This window comes from Streptomyces sp. NPDC088246 (assembly GCF_044741025.1).
Lineage (GTDB): Bacteria > Actinomycetota > Actinomycetes > Streptomycetales > Streptomycetaceae > Streptomyces.
Genome location: NZ_JBIURV010000068.1, coordinates 1 through 21,685, shown reverse-complemented (window position 1 = coordinate 21,685; position 21,685 = coordinate 1). Strand labels below are relative to the sequence as shown.

At 67.6% G+C, this 21,685-nt stretch carries 18 protein-coding genes and 5 pseudogenes; 10 read left to right on the top strand and 13 right to left on the bottom strand.

Annotated features, from left to right (window positions below):
- The first annotated feature begins 582 nt into the window (after positions 1 to 582).
- Complete coding sequence (locus ACIPEK_RS41545) at positions 583 to 1,692, top strand: trypsin-like serine peptidase (RefSeq protein ID WP_402007435.1); 1,110 nt, start codon at positions 583 to 585, stop codon at positions 1,690 to 1,692.
- Positions 1,649 to 2,284, top strand: coding sequence for a replication-relaxation family protein (locus ACIPEK_RS41540; protein WP_402007433.1), 636 nt, complete (start codon positions 1,649 to 1,651; stop codon positions 2,282 to 2,284). The genes ACIPEK_RS41545 and ACIPEK_RS41540 overlap by 44 nt, the downstream gene beginning before the upstream one ends.
- A gap of 218 nt (positions 2,285 to 2,502) precedes the next feature.
- On the opposite strand, the gene ACIPEK_RS41535 is transcribed toward ACIPEK_RS41540, so the two are convergent.
- From ACIPEK_RS41535 to ACIPEK_RS41515, 5 genes and pseudogenes are all read right to left on the bottom strand, one after another.
- Positions 2,503 to 2,802 (bottom strand): hypothetical protein, encoded by a 300-nt coding sequence (locus ACIPEK_RS41535; RefSeq protein ID WP_402007431.1) that lies wholly within the window; start codon positions 2,800 to 2,802, stop codon positions 2,503 to 2,505.
- A gap of 130 nt (positions 2,803 to 2,932) precedes the next feature.
- A pseudogene (locus ACIPEK_RS41530) lies at positions 2,933 to 3,591 on the bottom strand (Scr1 family TA system antitoxin-like transcriptional regulator); the annotation flags it as partial.
- 7 nt (positions 3,592 to 3,598) lie between these two features.
- Entirely contained in the window at positions 3,599 to 4,135 is a 537-nt protein-coding gene (locus ACIPEK_RS41525) for a DUF6879 family protein (RefSeq protein ID WP_402007429.1), read from the bottom strand.
- Positions 4,136 to 4,589: 454 nt separating this feature from the next.
- Complete coding sequence (locus ACIPEK_RS41520; protein ID WP_402007427.1) at positions 4,590 to 5,711, bottom strand: PP2C family protein-serine/threonine phosphatase; 1,122 nt, start codon at positions 5,709 to 5,711, stop codon at positions 4,590 to 4,592.
- A gap of 305 nt (positions 5,712 to 6,016) precedes the next feature.
- A pseudogene (locus ACIPEK_RS41515) lies at positions 6,017 to 6,682 on the bottom strand (3'-5' exonuclease); the annotation flags it as partial.
- Between the two features lie 137 nt (positions 6,683 to 6,819).
- On the opposite strand from ACIPEK_RS41515, the pseudogene ACIPEK_RS41510 reads away from it, so the two are divergent.
- A pseudogene (locus ACIPEK_RS41510) lies at positions 6,820 to 7,668 on the top strand (IS5 family transposase).
- A 548-nt stretch (positions 7,669 to 8,216) separates the two neighbouring features.
- Here the strand turns inward: ACIPEK_RS41510 and ACIPEK_RS41505 are convergent.
- Positions 8,217 to 8,408 carry a hypothetical protein gene (locus tag ACIPEK_RS41505; protein ID WP_383081969.1) on the bottom strand — a complete coding sequence of 64 codons (192 nt, stop codon included), beginning with the start codon at positions 8,406 to 8,408 and terminating at the stop codon, positions 8,217 to 8,219.
- Positions 8,409 to 8,885: 477 nt separating this feature from the next.
- Here ACIPEK_RS41505 and ACIPEK_RS41500 point away from each other — a divergent pair.
- Positions 8,886 to 9,725, top strand: a pseudogene (locus tag ACIPEK_RS41500) (IS5 family transposase).
- Between the two features lie 444 nt (positions 9,726 to 10,169).
- Here the strand turns inward: ACIPEK_RS41500 and ACIPEK_RS41495 are convergent.
- Complete coding sequence (locus ACIPEK_RS41495; RefSeq protein WP_402007425.1) at positions 10,170 to 10,754, bottom strand: helix-turn-helix domain-containing protein; 585 nt, start codon at positions 10,752 to 10,754, stop codon at positions 10,170 to 10,172.
- A 116-nt stretch (positions 10,755 to 10,870) separates the two neighbouring features.
- Here ACIPEK_RS41495 and ACIPEK_RS41490 point away from each other — a divergent pair, with 116 nt between their 5' ends.
- From ACIPEK_RS41490 to ACIPEK_RS41465, 6 genes and pseudogenes are all read left to right on the top strand, one after another.
- Positions 10,871 to 11,710, top strand: a complete 840-nt coding sequence (locus tag ACIPEK_RS41490; protein WP_402007423.1) for an EamA family transporter — start codon at positions 10,871 to 10,873, stop codon at positions 11,708 to 11,710.
- 38 nt (positions 11,711 to 11,748) lie between these two features.
- Entirely contained in the window at positions 11,749 to 12,396 is a 648-nt protein-coding gene (locus ACIPEK_RS41485; protein WP_402007421.1) for an FMN-binding negative transcriptional regulator, read from the top strand.
- A gap of 43 nt (positions 12,397 to 12,439) precedes the next feature.
- Positions 12,440 to 13,147: a B3/4 domain-containing protein gene (locus ACIPEK_RS41480; RefSeq protein ID WP_402007419.1), complete on the top strand. Its 708-nt coding sequence runs from the start codon at positions 12,440 to 12,442 to the stop codon at positions 13,145 to 13,147.
- Positions 13,148 to 13,549: 402 nt separating this feature from the next.
- Positions 13,550 to 13,930 (top strand): transposase, encoded by a 381-nt coding sequence (locus ACIPEK_RS41475; protein ID WP_402007417.1) that lies wholly within the window; start codon positions 13,550 to 13,552, stop codon positions 13,928 to 13,930.
- 535 nt (positions 13,931 to 14,465) lie between these two features.
- Positions 14,466 to 15,992: a group II intron reverse transcriptase/maturase gene (gene ltrA / locus ACIPEK_RS41470; RefSeq protein ID WP_402007415.1), complete on the top strand. Its 1,527-nt coding sequence runs from the start codon at positions 14,466 to 14,468 to the stop codon at positions 15,990 to 15,992.
- Positions 15,874 to 17,034: pseudogene (locus tag ACIPEK_RS41465) on the top strand (IS701 family transposase); the annotation flags it as partial. The gene ltrA and the pseudogene ACIPEK_RS41465, both read left to right, overlap by 119 nt.
- Before the next feature lie 349 nt (positions 17,035 to 17,383).
- Here ACIPEK_RS41465 and lepB read toward each other — a convergent pair.
- The 6 genes from lepB to ACIPEK_RS41435 form a co-directional block, all read right to left on the bottom strand.
- The gene (gene lepB / locus ACIPEK_RS41460) at positions 17,384 to 18,265 is read right to left on the bottom strand and encodes a signal peptidase I (RefSeq protein ID WP_402007413.1); all 882 of its coding nucleotides are present in this window, start codon (positions 18,263 to 18,265) and stop codon (positions 17,384 to 17,386) included.
- A 320-nt stretch (positions 18,266 to 18,585) separates the two neighbouring features.
- On the bottom strand, positions 18,586 to 19,533 hold the full coding sequence (locus ACIPEK_RS41455) for a hypothetical protein (protein ID WP_402007411.1): 948 nt from the start codon (positions 19,531 to 19,533) through the stop codon (positions 18,586 to 18,588).
- Positions 19,530 to 19,823, bottom strand: a complete 294-nt coding sequence (locus ACIPEK_RS41450; protein ID WP_402007463.1) for a tyrosine-type recombinase/integrase — start codon at positions 19,821 to 19,823, stop codon at positions 19,530 to 19,532. Before ACIPEK_RS41450 ends, ACIPEK_RS41455 begins: the two co-directional genes overlap by 4 nt.
- Complete coding sequence (locus ACIPEK_RS41445; protein WP_402007461.1) at positions 19,733 to 20,080, bottom strand: tyrosine-type recombinase/integrase; 348 nt, start codon at positions 20,078 to 20,080, stop codon at positions 19,733 to 19,735. Before ACIPEK_RS41445 ends, ACIPEK_RS41450 begins: the two co-directional genes overlap by 91 nt.
- Before the next feature lie 83 nt (positions 20,081 to 20,163).
- Positions 20,164 to 20,598, bottom strand: coding sequence for a hypothetical protein (locus tag ACIPEK_RS41440; protein ID WP_402007465.1), 435 nt, complete (start codon positions 20,596 to 20,598; stop codon positions 20,164 to 20,166).
- Positions 20,599 to 20,807: 209 nt separating this feature from the next.
- Positions 20,808 to 21,362 (bottom strand): hypothetical protein, encoded by a 555-nt coding sequence (locus ACIPEK_RS41435; RefSeq protein ID WP_402007409.1) that lies wholly within the window; start codon positions 21,360 to 21,362, stop codon positions 20,808 to 20,810.
- Between the last annotated feature and the right edge of the window lie 323 nt (positions 21,363 to 21,685).

Sequence of the window (21,685 nt, the reverse complement as noted above, 5' to 3'; positions counted from 1 at the left end):
CCTGCCCCTGAACGCCCGCCCGTAGAACCCGAAGCCGGCCCGTAGCCGTCCCGCAAGGGCGCGGCTACGGCCTGTCGAGTCCGGCCAGCAGTGCGGCCGTTTGTGGTCGTACATCGGGTCGACGGTGTAGTCCACGCTGCGGCGGACGGGGAGATTGCACCCTGGGGGTGCCCTGGGCGAAGGCCGCGCCGGTGCCGGCCCTGTCCAGCAGCCCGGCTCCGGCGGACGACGGCCCCTTCCAGCCCGCCCCGGCCCGGCCCGCTCGGCGGAATCGTCGAGGAACAGCGGGGCGGCCTCGATCGCTGGGGTCCGGGTGTGAGCAGTTGAGGTACAGGAAATCCCGGTGAGATTGATCTTGCTCGGGCGAGACGTGTGACGGCTGAGGGGCCGGGCCGGAAACGAGCTGGCAAGGCCGCCCTCCAGCTGGGGGCCGGCTGCGCCGCAGGCGGCCCCCTTCCGGACGACCCGGTGCCTCCCCGCGAAAACCGTCCGTGTCCGGCACGAACCGCCGACCGGCCGTGCGGACACCGCCTGCACACTTCTCTGACCGCTTCCTGACATCGCGTGACTACTGTCCCGCGCATGCGCACACCTTCTCACCGCCCATGCGGTCACCAGGACAGCACCCGCAGGACCCTCCGGCACGCGATCGGCGCCACCGTCGCGGTGTCGGCAGCCGTCGTCGCACTGGTCACGCCGGCCGCGGCCGCCAACACCGCATCGCACAACCCGTCGTCCACCAGCGGCGGCGCGGCAGGACCGGACACCACCACCACCCACGCCGGCGCCACGACCGCACAAGAGCGCAACCGGATCAACGCCTACTGGACCCCCGAGCGGATGAAGCTGGCAGGCGCTCTGATCCCCGAGATCACCCCCGTGCCCGAGGACGACAACACGCCGGACGACCCGCAGCCGCTTCCCGCGAACACGCCGGACTCCGGGGCCGTGTGGACACACGGCGGGGCGGTGGAGAAGAACGTAGGCCGCCTGTTCTTTACCTTCTCCGACGGCTACGACGGCAGTTGCACCGCAACGGTCGTCACCAGCGCCAACCGCAGTACCGTCATCACGGCAGCACACTGCCTGAGAGGCGTCGGGTCGCCTTCCGCCGACGACACCTGGTACCACAACTTCTACTTCGTGCCCGGCTATCGCAACGGAACGAAACCGCTCGGCGGCTTCAGCGTCAGGACCATGGCCACCTCTTCCCGTTGGGACGCCGATCCGGACACCACGGAATCGTCGGACGTCGCTGCCGCCGGCTACGACACGGGACTCCTCGTGGTGAACCCCGCTGCTGGGGGGCACCCGATCGCGAACGTCACCGGAAGCCAGCGAATCGGGTTCGGCCAGCCCGTCGAGGACGAGTTCGTCCACGCCTTCGGGTACCCGAACTACGGACTCAACGACCCCGGGGACAAGTACGTCGGATCCCGCATGATCCACTGCGCGGGCACGAGCCACCCCGGTCCCAAGGTCCCCCTGCTGTGGGGTGAGACCTGCGACATGTCGGCCGGGTCGAGCGGTGGCCCTCACCTGGCCCACTTCGATCCCCGCACCGGCACCGGCACCGTCGTGGGCGTCACCACCACCGACGAGGAACTCGCGGGCGGGCAGCCCCCCACGCTCTACGCCACGCGCCTCGGTGACAGCGCCCACCGTCTCTACGACTGGGCGCAGTCGCGTTAGGACCCCCTCTGAAACACGGTTCGGCTCCCGCCGCCGGAACCCGCAGTATGGGCGGTTCCCGGCGGCGTGCCGGCCGCTGGACTGGATCCCCGAGGTCCACCACCCGATCGGGAGCGGCGAGGCCGTCATCCCGGACGCGCTCCTGTACTACCGGCGCGGCCCCGTCGACGGGGACAACAGGTCGATGCTGCGGGTGTTCGTGGAGGTCGACCGGGCCACCATGGGCCCCGAGCGCCTCGCCGCCAAGCTGACCGCGTACGAGCGCCTCTACCGCTACGTGCCTGTGGTCCCGGGACGCCGGCCGACCCTCCAGGAACCGGCGGTTGAGGAGTGGCGGTGGCGCTACCCGCTCTTTCCTCGCGTCCTGTTCGTCCTGGACGGCACCGGGCCCGCCGGTGTCGAGAACCGGATCAGTGCCCTGCGCGCGGGGGCCGGGCTGCTGGCGCCGTACCGCTTCCCGTACGACGTCCCCGTCCTCGCGGCGCCGCTGACCGACCTGCTCCACCAAGGCCCCTCCACACCCGTATGGCGCCCGGTCCACGACCCCGACCAGCGAGTCCCCTGGACCGGCTCCGGGCATCGGTCGACATGACGCGCGGCCGCCGCAGAGAGGCGTCGGCCGTGCGCTGACCAGCCGTGGTCGGGGCTGGGCGCGACGCGGCCGCACCTGTGGTCGGCCTCGTGGTCGGGGCGGGGTCGGTGCGACTGTGACGGCATGTACAGGACTGCACACCCGCGTTCGTCGACTCCACAGCCGAGCACGCTCGACTTTGGCTGACCACACTGCAGTGGGCAGTCGCGAATATGTCCTCACCCGGCTGTCCTTGGTGCCGTGAAGGACGTCGGCCTGGATGTGCGGGCCACCGGAGTAGGTCCGGCCGTCAGGAGCAATGCGCCGATCGGCAGCAGGTCGAGGTTGGCCGTGAACAGAAGGAAGCCCACGAGTACCAGCAGGGGACTCCAAGCGGGCAGCAGACGCGGTTTGGCGGCCACCAGCATGACCAGCAAGGTAAGCAAGCCCAACTCGAATGCAAGTGGGCCGATCATGTCCAGCGGTTCAGGCAATGGTGCCGCGGTGTCCAGGTCTGCGAACAGATCACCGAGGATCACCCAGAGGAAACAGGCGAGCCGAACAGGCCGGCTGCCGCAGCCACGTTCACGCCGAGACGCCCGCGCATGGTGGCGGCGGGGACAAGTTGCCGCAGTCTGACCGTCACTACGCCGAAGATTACGAAGCCGATACGGTGCGCTGCGCGGTGAACGGGATGATCCCGAGGGAGACGGACGCGAGCGGCATCACGGCCAGGAGGTGGCGCAGCTGCCCCTTCATCGCGTCGGGGTCGGCCGTGCGGTAGCGCAGGACGGATTCCTCCATGAGGACGACGTAGCGGTGGCCGCCCTCGTAGAGGAACCGGGAGCGGGCGATCCGGGCGGCGACCGCTTCGGAGACGTCGTTGGGGGGGTGCCCTGGAAGGCGGTGATCTGTTCCATGAGGGCGGTGGCGAAGCCGGGCGTTTGCAAGAAGCCTGGCGGCACGTTGGAGACGTAGACCCGGCAGACGCGGGTCTGCTCGTGGAGAGCGTTCCAGTCCTGTTGGACCTTGCGCATGCCGTTGCAGTGCAGGCGGCGCCACTCCAGGTACATGGAGTCGACCGCGCGGGCCGTGGCGATCAGGTCGTCGGCCTGGTCGTCGGCGCCACAGGCCGTGCACCAGGTGCGGATGTCCGTGTCGGAGGGCGGGGCCTCGCCCTTTTGGATGCGGGTGGTCTTCGCAGGGTGCCAGCCGCACCGGGCGGAGAGTTCCTTCCCGGTGAGGGCGGCGTCCTTGCGCAGGTGCTGCAAGCGCACAGCGAGCGCCTTACGGGCCCCTTGGGCGCTGGACGATGGGGAGACGGTCATGGGCAGCTCAGCGGGCCCGGACGGTGTACTTCTCATGCGGGATGCCGCGTTCCCACACCGTCTCGAACGCGGTGGCGCACAGCGCGGCCGCGGCCGGGTCGTCGGTACGCTCCTTCCCGTCCGTCGCCCAGTCGCCGCTCCCGGTGAAGTGAACGGATCGGTGAGTCGGGCGCGAAGGGCATCTTCGGTTCGGCGCGGGCATTGCGCCGGCGGACGTAGGCGGCGATGGCCGCGTCTGCTCGGCGTGGCTGCGATGGTCGGTGCCGTTGAGGGCAAAGTAGGGCAGGGCCGCGAACTCGGCCTCGATCCAGTTCAGCCAGGAGCCGTAGGCCGGCAGGAAGACCAGCTCGATGTCGTCGCCAGCAGCCCAGGCGCGGACCTCGGCGTGACTGTGCGGGAAGAAGTTGTCCAGCACCGCGTACGGCTTCTCCCCAGGCCGGCGGGTGCGCAGGACCTTGAGGAGGCCGAGGAACTCCCGCCGCCGCTCGCGCGGGCGGATGCGGCAGTACAGCTTGCCCGTGGCCAGATCGAGGGCAGCGAGCATGTGCCGCACGCCGCCGTAGCGGCTGCAGGTTCGTCGAGCAGCTGCCAGGGCTGACTTGGAGGTACAGCCGGCGGACCGAACACCTGCGCCAGACGCCGGCCGCGGTCGGTCTCGCGCTCGCGGGCCGGGCCGGCGCCCGGATGGCCCGCGTTTTCGGGGTGTCCGCCAGCCGCAGCACCCTGCTGCGGCTGGTCCACGCATTGCCCGACCCACAGACACCACCCCCATAGGCGGTTGGTGTCGATGAGTACACCACCCGCAAGGGCCGCCACTACGGCACCATTCTGGTGGACGCGGAAACCCGCTGTCCCGTCGATCTGCTGCCCGACCGGAAGGCGTCGGCGGCCCGACCACCACACCAAGGGTGTCCGTCAAAGCGGAACAAGCTCAGCTCGGACCCTGCTTGCCCTCCGAGGGCGGCCGGGCCCTTGCGTCTACGTACGCTGTGTTGCGCTCAGCGGTGCGGTGACCGTCGGACAGACAGGACCGCGACGTCGTCGTGCTGGCCACCCTCTCCGGCGAACGCACGCGCGTCGTCGTAGAGGGCGCGCGGCAGCTCAGTGGGAGAGAGCGATGCACGCTCGGTGAGACGTTCGGTGACGGGGTAGAACGTGCCGTCGGCGGCACGGGTCTCGGTGAGCCCATCGGTGGTCAGCAGCAACGTCGCGCCGGGCGGGAAGGCGAACCAGTCGACAGTCGCGGGTTCGGCTGTGAGTTCGGCGAGACCGAGGGGGACGCCGGAGTCGAGGGCCGGTGTGATGACGGTGGCGTCGTGCAGCAGCTGCGGCGGAATGTGCCCGCAGTTGATGACTTGCACCTCGTCATGCGCGTCGACGTTGACGATGAGCGCTGTGACGAACCGTTCGTCGTCGCCGGTCTGCGCAGCATAGGAGTTGTGCCGTACGACAGAGGCATCGAGGGCATCGGCAAGCGCGGTCAGGGTGGGCTCCCGGTGGGCCGCTTCACGGAAGGCGCCGATGACGGCGAACGCGGCACCGACCGCGGGCAGGCCCTTGCCCTGGACATCGCCGATCAGAACCCGGGACCCCCATGGAGAGACGACGACGTCGTAGATGTCGCCGCCGACGAGCCGGTCCTCCTGCACGGGCTCGTACACGCCCTCGACCAGGACGTCGTCGGTGAGCAGAGGCAGAGGGCGCAGGATGTGGCGCTGCATCGCTGCGGCGGTGGAGCGTAGCCGCAGCATCTCGTGCTCGCGGTGGATACGACGGTGGCAGGCGTAGACGGAGGCCGCGCCCAGGGCGAGGGTGAGCAGCGCCATCAGGATCGTGTTGAGCCACGAACGCCCGTCACCTTGACTTACCAGCACGGTGACGGTGACCACGAGCGTGGTCCACGCAGACACAAACTTCGTCTGGCGTACGGTGCACAGCGCCGACGCCGTCCCCGGCAGGAACACAAGCAGCCCCAGAAGCCATACCGGCGATCCGGACAGGGCGCCGAGGGCCATCACCAGGACCGTCACTGACACCACGCCGGTCACGACTTCGGCGTTGCGCGGTGGTTCGATGGCCTCGAAGCGACGCGTGAATCTCTTCGGGTGAGTACGGGGCACGGAACCTCCCGGGCAAGTGACGTGCTTCCCGTACGTTAGGCGGGCTCCGCCGCGGGCGAGCCGCGCCCCGCCGGACGATGTCCTCTGTGCGGTGAGCACCACTGTGTGCGGGGCACGGCCCTTGCACTCCCTTGGCCCGGTCGAACTCGATGCCACTGGGCGACACCCACCTCCCGGCCGCTCTCACCGGCGACACATCCATCCACGCCGGGGACCCCGGCTACGGACGCCATCTCGACCGGGCCGGCGACGGGAGCCGGTTGTGAATAGACGTGCTGCGGCAGTGAGCGGTCTTCCCTGGGGCATGCGGGACTGCCGTCGGGGTGGTGGTTGATCCGCACAAGGCCGCAGATGTCGAGGCGGTGGCGGGCTTGTGTCACCGCTACGTAGGCGAGCCGGGCTTCGCCGTCGTCGATGTGTCCGGGGAGGGGCCGGCCCTTGGCGCCGGGCTCGTCGCTGTCCGGTGACGGGGTGAAGTCGTCGGCGATTCGTACGCGCGGCCATTCGCGCCCTTTGGCTTTGTGGGCGGTGGAGACGGTCACCTCGGCTGTGTGTTCGTCGTCGAGCTGGTCGATGGCTCGGAGGATGGTGGTGGTGCCATGGGTGTCGACGAGTGGTTGGAGGTCGCCGCCGGCCGGGTCGTGGCCGGCGTAGTCCGGCAGCTCGCCCCAGGCCGGAAAGAGGACGAGCTCGGGGTGGGACGTGCGGCAGCCCTCTTTGAGGTCGTTGGCAGCCCGGGCCAAGACCCGCAGCGCTTCCCCTCCCCCGACCAGTGCGACGCGGTGGCCTGCTTCCAGTAGTTGCATGACTTCGCGCATGGCGCCCACGTTTGTGCGGCACAGGACAGCGTCGGGGGTCTGGACGGGGCCGAGCTCGGTGGGGACCGTGTCGGTTCCTTCGAGGCGCAGGGGTGCGTCGGCGATGGTGAGCCAGCGGTTGGCTTCGGCTGCGAGGTGGGGTCCGAAGCGGAAGGGGCTGCAGGACACGTCAGGGATGGGAGCAGTCAAAGGGCGGTTCGTGAGCCTTTGAGTGGTTCTGCCGTCGCCTGACGGTGTGGGTGCGGGCGGATTCCGCCGGCCGGTAGCCGGTGGTCTGTTGGGGTGGCTGGGTGAGTGAACGAAAGCTGTACCCAAGCGACTTGTCGGATGAGCAGTGGTTGCTGATCGAGCGGGTGATCACGGCGTGAAAGGAACGGCACCGCTCGGTCAGCGGCCACCAGGGCGCCTACGCGATGAGGGAGATCGTGAACGCGCTCCTCTATCAGGGCCGGACCGGCTGCCAGTGGGCCTACCTCCCGCACGATCTGCCGCCGAAGACCGCGACGTACTACTACTTCGCCGCCTGGCGCGACGACGGAACCGACCAGGTCATCCATGAACTCCTGCGTTGCCAGGTGAGGGAGAAGACCCGCCGATTAGAGGACCCGACCCTGGTGGTCCTGGACACCCGGAGTGTCCACGTGGCCGCCGGGGTCCCTGCCGCCACGACCGGCCGGGATCCGGCGAAGAAGGTCCCGGGCCGCAAGCGGGGACTGGCCGTCGACGTGCTCGGTCTGGTCATCGCCGTCATCGTGCTGGCCGCGAACACGCACGACAACGCCGCGGGGGTCGCCCTGCTGAACCAGGTCGTCGAGCACGCCGGGGAAACCGTCCGCAAGGCCCTGGTCGACCCGGGCTTCAAGAACCAGGCCGTCGCGCACGGCAGCGGCCTGGGCATCGAGGTCGAGATCACCGAACGAAACCCGCAGGAGCCGGGGTTCGTCCCGCAGCCGAAGCGGTGGAGGGTCGAGCAGACCTACGGAATCCTGTTACTGCACCGGCGCCTGGTCCGCGACTACGAACACCGCCCCTCCTCCTCCGCCTCGCGCGTCTACTGGGCGATGACCCACGTCATGGTCCGCCGCCTGACCGGAGTGAGCACCCCCACCTGGCGCGATGCGGAAGCGGTGACGGCGTGAACATCGATTCCCTGCTCGACGCGCTCGGCCTCCAGAAAGACGCCGCTCGGGCCCTGGCCGACGAACTCCGCACGCAGATCGACGAACTGCAGGACTGACTGCGGAAGGCTGAGACCCATCTCGAGCACCTCGCGATCACCAGGAAGACCATCACTGCTCTCGCTGACCGCCTCCCGGTCCAGTCGGCCTCGCCAGACCTGCCCGAGCACCCGGACTACCCCCGCATCCTCACCGTCTTCAACGAGGCCACCGGCCCCCCTCCGGGCTCGCGACGTCTGCCAAGCCCTCGACCACGAACTGTTGCCGAAGAACATCGAAGCCGCCCGCGCCAAGCTGAAACGCCTCGTCAAGCTCAACGTCCTTACCGAGGTCGACGCTGGCAGCTTCATCAGGAAGCAGTAGCCGACGGAAGCTCCGCGACCAGCAGCCTTGCCCCAACCTCACCCAGAAACGGATATCAGCTCACGAACCGTCCTCTGATCACCTGGCCCAAGCCTCACCTCGACGATCACGGAGGACATCCGGATCCGCGTGCGTCGCGCCTCGGCTCAGTTTCCTCTCGGCACCTCGATGTCGTAGACCAGCGCATACACGATGTCCCGGGCCTGGCGTAGGTCGTAGCCCGTCGTGTCCACGATCACCTTGAGCGCCCGGAGGGTGTCACCACCCAGCATGAACATGCGCGCGTCGGCCTGCGCCCCGGCCGGAACCGGCAGGGCACGGGCTCGCCGTGGATCCACGCTCCGCGGGATCCTCGGCAGCCCGCCCTCCTTTTTCCTGCCCCTAAACACCTTCAGTCCCCAACCCCTCACCCGTACGACCAGTTCGTGGAGCGCATCCTATGCGGACGGGCGCTCAGGCAGATTCGACGTCCTCGCCAAAGCCGACGCCAGCGGCTTCGCCAGGAAGCAGTAGCCGGCCGAAGCCCCGGGACGCGCAGCCTTGCCCCAACCTCACCCAGAAACGGATATCAGCTCACGAACCGTCCCCTGAGAGGGCGTTTACGTACCTCTGTTCCGAAAAGCGGCTTCTATCGCCGCCTCAGTTCATAATGATTACAGCCGTTATGCGGACTCCATCTCCCCTTGACGGGTGAACCTCGTAGTCCGTTTCGCGAATTTCTGCTACCGGAAGTCCGTCTGGTTTGAAAATGCGGCAGAACCGCCCGATGACCAGCGGAACAATCCATTCCGCGCCATCCGTGAAGACGGGACAGCGTGAGCCAGCGCAAGCCGTACCCCAGCGGCCTGTCCGACGCCCGGTGGGCCTTGATCGAGCCGACTCTGACGGCCTGGCGGAAAGCCCGGCTCGACCGCCGCCCAACCGGTCAGCCGGCGAAGGTCGAACTCTACGATGTGTTCGACGCGATTCTCTATCTGAACCGCACCGGAATCCCCTGGAAATACCTCCCGCATGACTTTCCTGGCCAGGGCACCGTCTAATTCCACTACGCCGCCTGGCGCGACGAGGGAATCTTCGCCCGGCTCAATTACGACCTCACCGCCCTGGCCCGCGCGAAGGAAGGCCGCAAGCCCGATCCGACGGCCTCCGCCATCGACGCCCAGAGCAGCAAAACCTCCACCAACATGCCCGCGACCAGCCAGGGAACCGATGTCGCGATGAAGATCGTGGGCCGGAAGCGAGGCATCCTCACCGACACGATCGGTCTGATCCTCGCCGTGACCGTCACCGCCGCCAGCCTCTCCGAAAACGCCCTGGGGATACGCCTCCTCGACCAGGCGAAAAACACCTACCCAACCATCGCCAAGAGCTGGGTCGACACCGGCTTCAAGAAGGCCGTCGTCGAACACGGCGCGATGCTAGGAATCGATGCCGAAGTCGTCGACAAGAACCCCGGAACTCGCGGCTTTCACGTCCTGAAAAGGCGCTGGGTGGTGGAGCGGAATATCGGTTGGATCATGATGCACCGACACCTTGTCCGTGACTACGAGACCCTCTCCGCCAGCTCCGAAGCCGTGATCCACCTCGCTTCGATCGACAATCTCGCCAAGCGCATAACGGACGAGATCACGCCAACCTGGCGAGGAACCTACTAGGGCATAAGAGGCAAGTCGCCCAATCTAAACGCCCCCTCAGAGAGTACTGGTGATAGCCCTAGAGGAAGCCAAACAGGCCCCTGAGTGTCGTCCGTTCGACGAACACGCCTGGCCGCTTGGCGACGTCGAGGAAGTACTCACGCTCGCTCATCCCAATGAGATCCACAGGGGCATCGTCCCGCGTATGGACGAAGCCGGAGCTGCGCTCGACATGCCCTCGCAATTGAAATTCGAACACGTGTACTATTCGTGCCCACGTACGACCTTCCCAAGTTCTCCAGGGGAACCGCTGTGGCGCGAGGCGGGTCAAAAAGACTTTCCGCAGCTCAGCGCGATTTCGGGTGACAGTAGCAAGCGCAACAGGTGTGGCGCTATCGCCGGTTCAGGTGATCCACAAGGCCGGGGTCGTTCGCACGACTTACCGACCGACCTGCGCTGCGGGAGTCAGGTCGTGGAGGCGGGGCCGGGCGGCAGGTGGACGGTCATGATCAGGTGGCAGGTTTCGGTGCCGATGCCGCGGTAGGCATGGGGGGCGTCGCCGTCGAAGGTAGCGGTCTGCCCGGCTTCGACGGCGTGCTCGGTGCAGTCGACGACCAGGACCATCCGGCCGGAGGTGACGCTGACGGTTTCGACGACCCCGGCCTGGTGGGGGTGGCTGGGGTATTCCTCGCCCGGTTGGAGTTGCCAGCGCCAGACCTCGGTCGGGGCCGGGCCCGATGTCGTCAGCATGAGCCGGGCTTCGCTGCCTTGTTCGCCGGTCCACAGCGGCACCACGTCGTCGGCGGTCACGACACGGACGCGGCCCTCGGCCCGCCCTTCCATGAGGGCGGACACGGAAACGCCGAGGGCGTCGGCCAGCCGGACCAGGGTCGCGAAGTTCGGGTTTCCCTGCGCCTTCTCCAGTGCGACCAGGGCGCCCTTGCTGACCTTGGCGCGTCGGCCGAGTTCGTCCAGGGACAGGCCGGCGCGGGTGCGGGCCGCCCTGACGTTGTGCGCGAGCGCCCGCAGGGCTGCGTCTGTCTCGGTCATCCGATCACATCCTTACAGGTGGACCACTGGAATGCACCGTGCGGTCGTTTGGTTGACACAAAGCGGTCGGTCTGTTGTACGGTTTAGTCGTTCCATTGAATAGTAAGGGATGTACCGTGATCGCTCTGCTGCTGGCCCTGGGCAGCTCACTCGCCTACGGGTGCGCCGACTTCCTCGGCGGCCTCGCCGCCCGTAAGGCCCACGTCCTGCGCACCGTGATGATCGCCGCCCCGGCTTCTCTTGCGGTCGAGCTGATGCTGTGGCCCGTACTCGGCGCCTCGTTCAGTGCCAGCGCCCTCGGCTGGGGTACCGCGTCCGGAGTCGCCTCGGCCGCCGCGTTCGCCCTGCTCTACCGCACCCTGGCAATCGGCCCGATGAACGTGCTCTCGCCCGTGACCGCGCTGATGTCCGCCATGCTTCCCGTCGGCGTCGGCCTACTGCAGGGCGAACACCTGGGCATCGCCGGACTGGTGGGTCTGCCGCTCGCGCTGGCCGCGGTAGTGGTGGTCAGCGCCGGTCACGGCATCGGGTTGTCGGCGCGGCCCTCCCGTACGGCGCTGCTGCTGGCCCTTGGTGCCGGCGCCGCCATCGCCCTCCAGCTGATCTTCTTGCACCAGGCACCCTCCGACAGCGGGGTGGCCCCGCTGATCGTGGGCCGGACGGTCTCCTCGGTCATCACCCTGGCCGCGGCCGGGCTGATGTTCCGCAGGCTGGGCCCCGAGCGGCCCGCCTACGCGGTGTCGGCCGCCGCGGGCGTGCTGGACTCGGTGGCGAACCTGCTGTTCCTCGTGGCCGCCCGTAGCGGGGACCTCGCCGTCGTCGCCGTCATCACCGCCCTCTACCCCGCGGGCACGGTTCTTCTCGCCCGCAGCGTGCTCGCCGAGCGCATCCACCGCGGCCAGCTGGTCGGGCTCGGCACCGCCGCCGTCGCCGTCAGCCTCCTCGCCCTGACCTGAGAAGCAGTCCACCCCATCGATCGCGCAAGGAGAGCAGCATGTTCATCCAGCCCTGGGACACCGGCCTGGACGAGGCCGAATGGCAGACCTGGATCGCTGCAGGCCACGACTTCGGCCAGCTGAGCGTCAACGGCCTGCACGGCCAGCCGCCCGTCGTGGTACCCACCCACTTCACCAACGACAACGGCGACCTGCTGATCCACCTCGCCCGCCCCAACCCGGTCTGGAAGGCGATCGAGCACGACCCGAACGTCACCTTCACCGTCATCGGCGACTACGCCTTTGTCCCCGGCCCCTGGCGCGCCAAGCCCGGCATCCCGCCAACCGACGGCGTGCCCACCAGCTACTACGCGGCCGTGCAGTTCACCTGCCGCGCCCACCTGGTCGACGACCCCGAGGCCAAGGCCGAATTGCTGCGCCGCCAGCTCGCCCGCTTCCAGCCCGACGGCGACCACGCCCCGGTCGCCGTCGACCAGCCGCCCTACGGCCGGATGCTGTCCGGCATCCGCGGCCTACGCCTTCAGGTCGCCGACGTGCGGACGAAGTTCAAGTACGACGACCACAAGCCCGTCGAACAGCGTGCCAACGTCGCCGCCCGTCTCACCGAACGCGGGCAGGGCCTCGACGTGCCCACCGCACAGCAGCAGCGCCGCCGCCTGGACCGCATCGGCCCCTGGAAGCCCTAACCTCCACGCCCGCACGCCCGCACCGAGGAACGGAGCCCCGCCCATGACCGCCTTCCGTATCGCCCCCGCCGTCGCCGACACCTTCCCCGACGCCCTCATCGCCGTGGTCACCGCCAGCGGCCTGCGCGGCCGTGAACCCTGGCCCGACACCACCGCCGCCCTTCAAGACCTGGAGCAGCAGCTCACCGACGGCACCTGGCAGCCCGCCGACGAGACCGACACGAGGATCGAAGCGTGGCACACCGCCTACCGGTCCTTCGGTACCAACCCCCGCCGCATCCGCCCCAGCGTCGACGCGCTCGGCCGCCGCTTCTCGAAGAAGGGGACCCTGCCACGCATCAATCCGGCCGTCGACTCCTACAACGCCGTCTCCGTCCAGCACGGGCTGCCCGCCGGCGCCTTCGACCTGGACCACGTCACCGGTGACGTCGACATCCGCTACGCGGACGGCACCGAGGAGTTCACCCCGCTCGGCGAACCCGACACCGTCGAGAACCCGAAGCCCGGTGAGATCATCTACACGGACACCACTGGCGTCCTGACCCGCCACTGGAACCACCGCGACGCCCACCGCACCCGCGTCACAGAAGACTCCACCCACATCGCCTTCGTCCTCGAAACCCTCCACGCCACCCGTGACGGCCACCTCCTCAAGGCCGCCGCGCACGAGCTGCAGGGCCTGCTTGCCCCTCACACCGAACAGACCGCCGTGTACTACCTCAGTCCGGACCAGCCCCAGGTCACCGCCTGATGAGGGCAGGCCCCGATCCCCAGACTCGGTCTCCCGCCGGGGAAGCCTTCGCAGATCCCGTGTGCTCGTCCGGGCGGCCGTGACACGCTGGCTCACGCGCGTTGGTTCAGGGCCCGTGTCAGCTCGCCGTTGGCGGCGCGAGCGGCCTCCAGTTCTTCGGTCCGTTCGCCGCCAATTGCATCAGATGCGAATTCGCGACGGTATGCGAACCAGTCCGAGCAAGGGCGTCAACCGCGCTGCGATCTAGTACTCCAGCCGGACTTCTTCATTCGTGCTGGTCAACGGCTTGGGCGTGGGGAGTGTAGCGGGCTGGAATGGGGGGTGAGGCGGCCTTTGCCGAGCCGTCCCACGAAGGTGTGACCGCGCCGTGTGTAGTGGCAGCGTTCCGGGCAGCCCGCTCGCATGAGCGATGTACCAACGGGCCTGTGGGAAGAGGGACTTGCTGAGCTGCTCTTGCGGATCGGAGGACGTTTTGCCCGCGTGGAATCCCGGCGACGGATGCGAGACTACGTCCGTGGGCTTCTTGGCCCGGTGGGCCGCAAGAACGGCTGGCAGCTCGCCGAATACGCCGGCCACGCCACCCCCGACGGGCTGCAGCACCTGCTCTCCCGGAGCCGCTGGGAGGCCGACGAGGTCCGCGACGACCTGCACGCCTACGTCGCCGAGCACCTCGGCGCGGACAACGGCGTGCTGATCATTGACGACACAGGCTGTGCGCCACGAGGCGCTGAGGAATCGAGCGGGAGGGAGAATCCGCCGCTGGTCATCGCAGTGACCGGTTGAAGCTGGAGGCAGGCGGAGCCCTGGGTTGGGGGTGAAGCTGGAAGCGGCCTCGACAACGTAGGGGCGAACCGACACCACCAGATGGTTCGTGCCCGCAAGCGAAGACGGAATGGGTGTAAGGAAACTGAACCGGTGGTTGAAGCCCCGTGAGTCGTCAGCGGTCTGCCGAATCTGGTGGATGGACCGTGCCGCAGTGCTGGAGAGTGCTCTATCCGGTGGCCTCTCCTCTCTCGACGTCCTTAGCCTGTGGCACGTCGGGAGGCCCGGACCAATCCTGCGATATGCGGTCCGTGGCGATGCTGCCGGGGTAAAGCCGGGCACCGAAGCCGTCGCAGAGATCCTCAGTGAACGTGGGAAACGATCTGGCATCGCCCTCCCCGTCCGGCAGCCGGCCGGGCGGCGGGCAGGCGCAATGCCCGCTGATGACGCCAGGTCGTGGCGGAGTCGCCGTAGTACTCAGAGGCTGGGAAAGCCGGTCACACGGGAAAGGGCGACAGCGTGATAGCAGCAGGACTGCTGTCGGGGAGGAACGTTGTTGAATAACGACGCGCCGTCGACAACAACTTGGCCGGGCAGTATGACGGCCGAGCGACGGGTACTCGATCACCAGATCAAGCTGCACCGATGGGCACGGAACGAACTGGATCGTCGGTTCGATGATGTATTCAACTTGATCTGTGATCGGGCCACGCTGTTGGTGGCCTGGGAACGGGTTTCCGGCAACCGGGGTGCCAGAACAGCGGGCGTGGATGGGGTCACCCGTTATCACGTCGAGGAACGTCATGGATTGATTCCGTTCCTGGAGGAGCTTCGTTCTTCACTCAAGGACGGGTCCTTCACGGCGCTTCCGGTCAAGCAGGCGGTGATTCCCAAGAAGAACGGAAAGGTTCGTTACTTGGGTATCCCGACTCTGCGCGACCGGGTGGCGCAGATGGCGCTCAAGCTGGTCCTGGAGCCGATCTTCGAGGTCGATTTCTATCCGTCCAGTTACGGGTATCGGCCTGGTCGTCGGGCTCAGGATGCCATCGCCGAGATCCACCACTTCACCAGCAAGCCGTCGAACTACGAGTGGGTCATCGAGGGCGACATCAAGGCTTGCTTCGACAACGTCGATCACCACGTCCTGATGGACCTGGTGGCCGAGCGTGTCAAGGACCGCAAGGTTCTGCGGCTGGTCAGCGCGTTTCTGCGGGCCGGAGTTGTCGAATTGCAGGGTGGATTCGCGGAGTCCCTCACCGGAACTCCGCAAGGAGGAGTCGCCTCGCCGCTGTTGGCCAACGTCTATCTCTCCGTCCTGGACCGGTATTTCTCACGGATCTGGGACACCGAGATGACCCCGGCCTGGCGTCGGCAGAATCGGCGTCGCAAGGGGCTGCCGAACTTCCGGCTGGTGCGTTATGCCGATGACTTCGTGGTGCTTGTGAACGGCACGAGGGAAGAGGCTGAAGCACTGAAGGCGGAGATCGGTGTGCTGCTGGCCAACAGGCTGAATATGACTCTTTCGGACGAGAAGACCCACATCACACACATCGACGACGGGTTCGTCTTCCTGGGCTTCCACATCCAGCGCAGGCTCTGGGGCGGCGGTCGCCGTGTTGTGCTCACCATTCCGTCCAAGCAGGCTTTGGCATCGGTGATGCACAAGATCAAGAAGTTGACGGGGCGTGGCATGACCTCGCTCTCGTTGGAGGAGGTGCTGCGGGCGGTCAACCCGGTCCTTCGGGGCTGGGCTGCCTATTTCCGCTACGGCGTCTCGAAGAAGACGTTCTCGTACCTCGGCTGGTACGCGTGGCGGAGGATGAATCTCTGGATTCGCCGCAAGCACCCCCGCACGACCTGGAAACAAATGCGGCGCCGATATTTTGCGGCGGATAGCATCGCAGAGGGCGGGATCGTTCTCTACAACCCGGCGAAGATGAAGGTAGAACGCTACCGCTTCCGCGGAGCGCAGATCAGCACGCCTTACAACATCGACGAGGTCAATCCACGCGGGGCTCGCTTCCGCCGGACCAGCCACGACGATGTGGCCTTTGTCGGACAGGTCAGTGAATACCTCGCCTGATCTATCGAATCGTGTGGAGAGCCGGATGCTCGGCCAACGGGCACGTCCGGTTCGGCGGGCGGGGATGGGAAAACCGACACCCGAGAAGGTGCACGGCGTCCCGTCCCCGACCCAACTCGTGAAGAAGGGCACCACCTCCGCCGGTGTCCAGCGCCAGTACTCCGGCACCGCAGGCCGCACCGAGAATTGCCAGATCGGGGTCTTCGCCGCCTACGCCACCACCCGCGGCCACACCCTGGTCGACCGCGAGCTCTACCTGCCCAAGTCCTGGACCGACGACCGCGAACGCTGTCGGGCCGCCCGTGTCCCCGACGACCGCGTCTTCGCCACCAAGGGCGAACTGGCGAGGACCATCATCCTGCGGGCCCTCGCCTCACCCCTGCCCATCGGCTGGGTCACCGCGGACTCCGCCTACGGCCAGGACTCCCACTTCCGCCGCTTCCTCGAAGACCACCAGCTCTCCTACGTCGTGGCCGTCCCGAAGTCCCAGCAGGTCCACGGCCCGCGCATCGACCACCTCATCGGCCAGGCCCCGCTTGAAGCCTGGCAGCGGCTGTCCGCAGGAAGCGGCGCGAAGGGCGAGCGTATCTACGACTGGGCCGCAGCCCGCCTGCCCGCCGTGCGGGAATTCGACGGCGACGAACCCACCCGGCAACGCTGGATGCTGGCCCGCCGCAGCATCACAAAGCCCGACGAAATCGCCTACTACCTCGCCAGCGCACCCCTGGAAGCCACCGTCGCCGACCTCGTACGCATCGCCGGCTGCCGCTGGAAGGTCGAGGAATCCTTCCAGAGCGCGAAGAACGAATGCGGCCTGGACCAGTACGAAGTCCGCCGCTACGTGGGCTGGTACCGGCACATCACACTCGCCATGCTCGCGCATGCCTTCCTCGCCGTCCTGGCCAGCCAGGAACGAGAAAAACGAGAAAAGGGGGCAGTGAGCGGGACACACCCGACCTCGTGGACCTCACACCGGCCGAGATTCGACGTCTGCTGGCAGTTGGACCCCACCGTCGCGCTCCGGACCGCGACCACGCGATGACGTGGTCCCACTGGCGTCGCCGCCACCAAGCACGCGCCCGCCGCTGCCACTACACACGGCGCGGTCACACCTTCGTGGGACCACCCGGCAAAGACAGCCCCACCCCCGATTCCAACCCGCTACACTCCCCACGCCCAAGCCGTTGACCAGCACGAATGAAGAAGTCCGGCTGGAGTATTAGGAGCCCGGATGCGCATATCGGCGAGCAGGGCCGAGCTGTACGCGGCGATACGCCGCGCCCACCGTGTCGGCCTGTCGGGGGTGCGGTGGAGCTGATCGGAACCGCGCCGCAGGCTACGTCCTCCCCGAACAGGACGTCAATGATCCATTGACGCACCATGGGGATCGGTCAGTTCCGTTTCGTGCCGCCGGACTTGCGGCGGGAAAGCAGGCGCCGGCGCACCAGCACCAGGGGGACGGCGCCAGCGAAGGCCACCGCAGTGGGGGCGGTGGCGGCCGCCTTGCCGATGCCCTTCTGGCCGAAGGTGGCGGGGACGGAGAGGGTGTCCCAGCGGTCGACGGGCCAGGCGATGACGATGGCGCGGCCCACCACGTTGTCCACGGGGACGAAGCCCTTGTCGTCCTCGTCCTGGTGGTAGCGGGAGTCCTGCGAGTCCTGCCGGTGGTCACCCATCACCCACAGCCGGTCCTTGGGCACCGTGACCTTGAACTGGCTCAAGTTCGTGCTGCACGGGGTGTTGCCGGGGAAGACGTAGGGCTCCTTCAGCGGCTTTCCGTTGACCTTCAGCGGGCCGGTGCCTTTGCACTCGACGGTGTCACCGGCGACGCCCACGACCCGCTTGATGAGGTCCTTCTCGTTGGCGGACGGCATCAGCCCGATGAAGCTCAGCGCCTTCTGTACCACGTTGGGCTCGGGCGTCGGCTCGTCCTTCATCCAGTGCCCCGGGTCGTGGAAGACGACGACCTCGCCGCGCTCGGGCTTCGAGCCGAACCACGGGGTCAGCTTGTCGACCAGGACCCGGTCACCCGGTTGCAGTGTGTTCTGCATCGACTCCGAGGGGATCGAGAACGCCTGCACCAGGAAAGACTTGATCAGCAGCGCCAGCACCAGCGCGACCACGATGAGCAGGGGCAGTTCCTTCCAGAACGGCCGCTGCGCCTTCCCGGACCTTCCGGCCCTCCCCCACCTCCTCGTCTTCCCCGTCGGCTCCTCGGGCCCCTCACCCGGACCGTCCTGTTCCGACCGCGCCCCGACCGCCACGCCCCCCACAGCCACTCCTCGCTTCGACCACCGCCCGCCGTGCGGGTCCCGGAACTCCTAGTCCAGCGGAACGTTCCGGCGAGGCCACCCTATGCGAAGAGGGGTGACGGCCGTTCCGGAGACCATGCGACCTGCGCTGATGAGGGTCCCCGGATCAGGCCGCACCTTCACCAAGGCCATCTCCGCGCAAGCGAGCGACTTCAAATCTCGGTTCTGGCACAGATCTTGGGAAGCCGTCGCGGTGCATTACCTCGATGTTCGATTGCGAGGGACTGGCTCGTGTGAGACGGCGCACGCCTTGTCGTCTCACAGCGGGAATTGACGCTCCCTCAGGTGCTTGTCGGTCGATGCCGTGGTCGGCTGTGGACGGTGATGGTGCTGTTCATGCAGGCTGGTACATCGTTCTGGGACTCGCTGGTGTTCGACGGGATCGACGAGGTGGATGTCGAGGCGGTCACGGCCGCGTTCGGCACGGTCGAGGTGATGGCGAGAGGCCGCGCGGCCGGGGCTGCATGTCCGGACTGCGGCCGCTTCTGCATCGCGTGCAGGGTGTTCAGCCGGCTGCCCTCCAGCAGCCCGTCGCGGCGCACCCGGTCGAACAGTGCCGTGTCCAGATCCTCAAGATGCGGGCTGCGGTTCAGCAGGAACAGCTGACAGGCCACCATCGGCAGCAGGGTGTCCTCGTCCCGGCCGAGCCGGTAGCCCCAGGCGACCAGGACCGTACGAAGTCGTGCGACCTCGCCGTTGACGCGGTCGCGTCCGAAGATCCGCCATGCCAGAGTGAGCCGCTGGAAGCTGCCGAGCCGGTGAAACTCGTTGAAGCCACCGAGCAGGTAGGCGTGCGCCGCGAGATAGGGGCGGACTTCGTCGCCTACCCAGGTGGGCGCGTGCCTGCGGAACTCGGCCTGAGTGCGGCCGAGCAGGTGAAACCATTCCGTCTCGGTCCAGCCCCAGAAGGTCCTGCCGGTCTCCGCGCACCGCGTCAGCAGCACCGCGACCACGTCGAGCATGGCCCGTCGGCGGTGCGGGGTGGGCGGGGAGTCCAGTGCGGCGTTGACCGCCTCCAACGGACCAAGCAGCCGCGTGATCACGCGCCGGCCCGGCGCGGACGGGTCGTGGTACTGCAGCCGCCGCAGATTGCGCACGCCCAGGTCGGCCACGGCCCTGGCCTCAGCAGGTCGCACTGCCACCGCTGCGTCGTCGCGGGGCGGGGAGATCGGCCAGGACCAGCGTCCGGCCCCGTCTTCGGCAGCGACGGCCGGCAGTGGTGCGGTCACCTCGACACCTCCGCCGTCGTGCCGTCCGCAGACGTGAGCATCTGTATGCGCCAGGCATGTATGTGGTCCATGCCGCGGGCCAGCTTGTCGGCCCGGTCCCGGCCGGACAGGTGGATGTACTGGAGCGTGGAATCGGTGTTGCGATGGCCAGCGAAGGTCGCGATCGCGTGCAACTCCCAGCCCATCCGGGCCAGATCGGTCAGACACAGGTGACGGGTGGTGTGGGTCGAGAACCTCGGGACACCGGCCTCCAGGGCGATCCGGCGGACCACCTTCGACCAGGTCCACAGGGCCAGCGGCTGCCCGTGGTTGCGCCGGGACTCCGAAAAGAACAGCGGCCCCTGGCCCGGCTGACCGTGGCCCGATGGGCGAGGCAGGCCGACATCAGCACGCCGGTCGACGCCGAGTACGGCACCACCCGCTCCAACCGGTTCTTCGTCGTCTCCGCCCGCACCCTCAGCGTCCGGTGGGCCGGATCGAGGTCATCCGTCCGAAGTGAGCACAGCTCCTCTCGCCGCAGCGCGGCATCGTAGGCCAGGGCCAGCATCACCCGGTTACGGACTGACTCCTCCCGCACGACCTGCAGGATCCCCAGCCACTGCTGTTCACTGGGGATCCACGGCAGCTTCGTCAGCCGCGGCACCAGCCCGCGCTGCTGCCCGCCCCTCTGGCCCCCCGGGGTGTAGCGGCCCCGGCCGACCTGGTTCGACTCCCGCAGGCCTTCCTCCATGAGGAAGTCGTAAAACAGGCGGACCGGCACCAGGCGCTGCTGGATGGTGGCGTTGGCCAGTCCTGCCCCGAGTCGATCGAGACCACATTGGCCCCTCGACGTTGAGGCCGAGAGGTCAATTCCCTTACGTAGACGGCCACATGTGCGCGGTTCGCGGTGACCGGGTCGACGTTCTCCCGTTCGCACATCAGCAGGTACTCGGCCAGCCCGCGGGCGTAGGCATCGATCGTGCGGGGCGCACGGCCGAGATCCGTCCAGATCGTCAGCCAGGTCGCCGCCTGCTCGTGCCGGCCGAGCACCGGCCACTTCTCCATCAGCACCGTCGTGCCGCTCAACACATCTCCCCAGTCCGTGGTTGCACCGGAGAGACATGATCACCCCGGCAGATTCCACGTAACTTTTAAGTTGCTCAAGCGCCAAATGTTCGGCCGGGCCGGCTTCCAACTCCTCCGAAAACGAGTCCTGCTGTCGTGGCTCAAGCTGCGCAATTGGACAGGACTCCAGGAAATTGCGCGAAATTGGCAAGCCCCCGCCCGCCCCTGTGCTACCCGACCCGCGCCCTCCGCCACTCCACTTCCTCGGCAGCCATCGGGGTCTGGACGCTGTACACGTCGCCGACCCGCAGATTGTCTGGCGTGCTGTACTCGCCGTAGGTGCCTATGACGGAGACGGCCACTTGGGAATCGGGCTGCCAGAAAGTACGGAAATACGGGGCGTTCGCCGGGATTTCTGGGATCTCCAACAGGGGGACGCCGCGCCGCTCCAGTAGGCCTTTCAGCTTTTCGAACCGAAGCCTGGGAGTGAACCGCCCGTACCGGGCGCGAAGCGCGTCGTTGACGAGGGTGCGGTCCCGGTACGCAAGCCTGTGCACCTGCAGGGTGAAGTGGTGTCCCGACCAGGGGTGGTCGGCGGAAGCACGGTCCCAGTAGAACTCGGCGAGGCCGTAGTCACGGCACATGCTGCAATCGCCGAAGGTGTTCTCACCGAAGTCTGGCCCAAGGACCTTGGTGACATGGTCGGGAGAATCCGCAGGGCCCACGCCGAGCATGGTGCCGGTGATGACGACGTCCACGTAGAACGCCAGGGAGTGCGGAGTCAAAGGCGATCCTCGATGTGGTGTGGCCCAGCGTGATGTGAGGGACGTCCCCACCGGGGGTGTGCACCACCGGGCCCACTTGCATGGGAACCGCCGGGCCTGGTCGACCATACTCCACCCCAGCCGTTTCACCGCTCCCAGAACTTCCAGGACCCACGCCTATTAGGGCTTTGTTAGGTCCTGTGGTGGGGTTCGGGGGTTGGTGCGGGTCGGCCGCATATCGAGCAGGCACCGGTCCAGGTGGCCAGGAGGGCCTGGAGTTCGCGGAGGACCGCGTAGAGGGTCAGGCCGGCGCAGGGGCTTTTGGGTCGAGTCTGAGCAGGGTG

Excerpts from the sequence above, each read along its gene's own strand:
- ACIPEK_RS41545 (WP_402007435.1), top strand. The coding sequence starts at position 583 with ATGCGCACACCTTCTCACCGCCCATGCGGTCACCAGGACAGCACCCGC.
- ACIPEK_RS41525 (WP_402007429.1), bottom strand. The coding sequence starts at position 4,135 with ATGCTCGCTGCCCTCGATCTGGCCACGGGCAAGCTGTACTGCCGCATC.
- ACIPEK_RS41495 (WP_402007425.1), bottom strand. The coding sequence starts at position 10,754 with ATGACCGAGACAGACGCAGCCCTGCGGGCGCTCGCGCACAACGTCAGG.
- ACIPEK_RS41485 (WP_402007421.1), top strand. The coding sequence starts at position 11,749 with ATGTTCATCCAGCCCTGGGACACCGGCCTGGACGAGGCCGAATGGCAG.
- ACIPEK_RS41480 (WP_402007419.1), top strand. The coding sequence starts at position 12,440 with ATGACCGCCTTCCGTATCGCCCCCGCCGTCGCCGACACCTTCCCCGAC.
- ACIPEK_RS41475 (WP_402007417.1), top strand. The coding sequence starts at position 13,550 with ATGAGCGATGTACCAACGGGCCTGTGGGAAGAGGGACTTGCTGAGCTG.
- ACIPEK_RS41445 (WP_402007461.1), bottom strand. The coding sequence starts at position 20,080 with ATGCTGGCCCTGGCCTACGATGCCGCGCTGCGGCGAGAGGAGCTGTGC.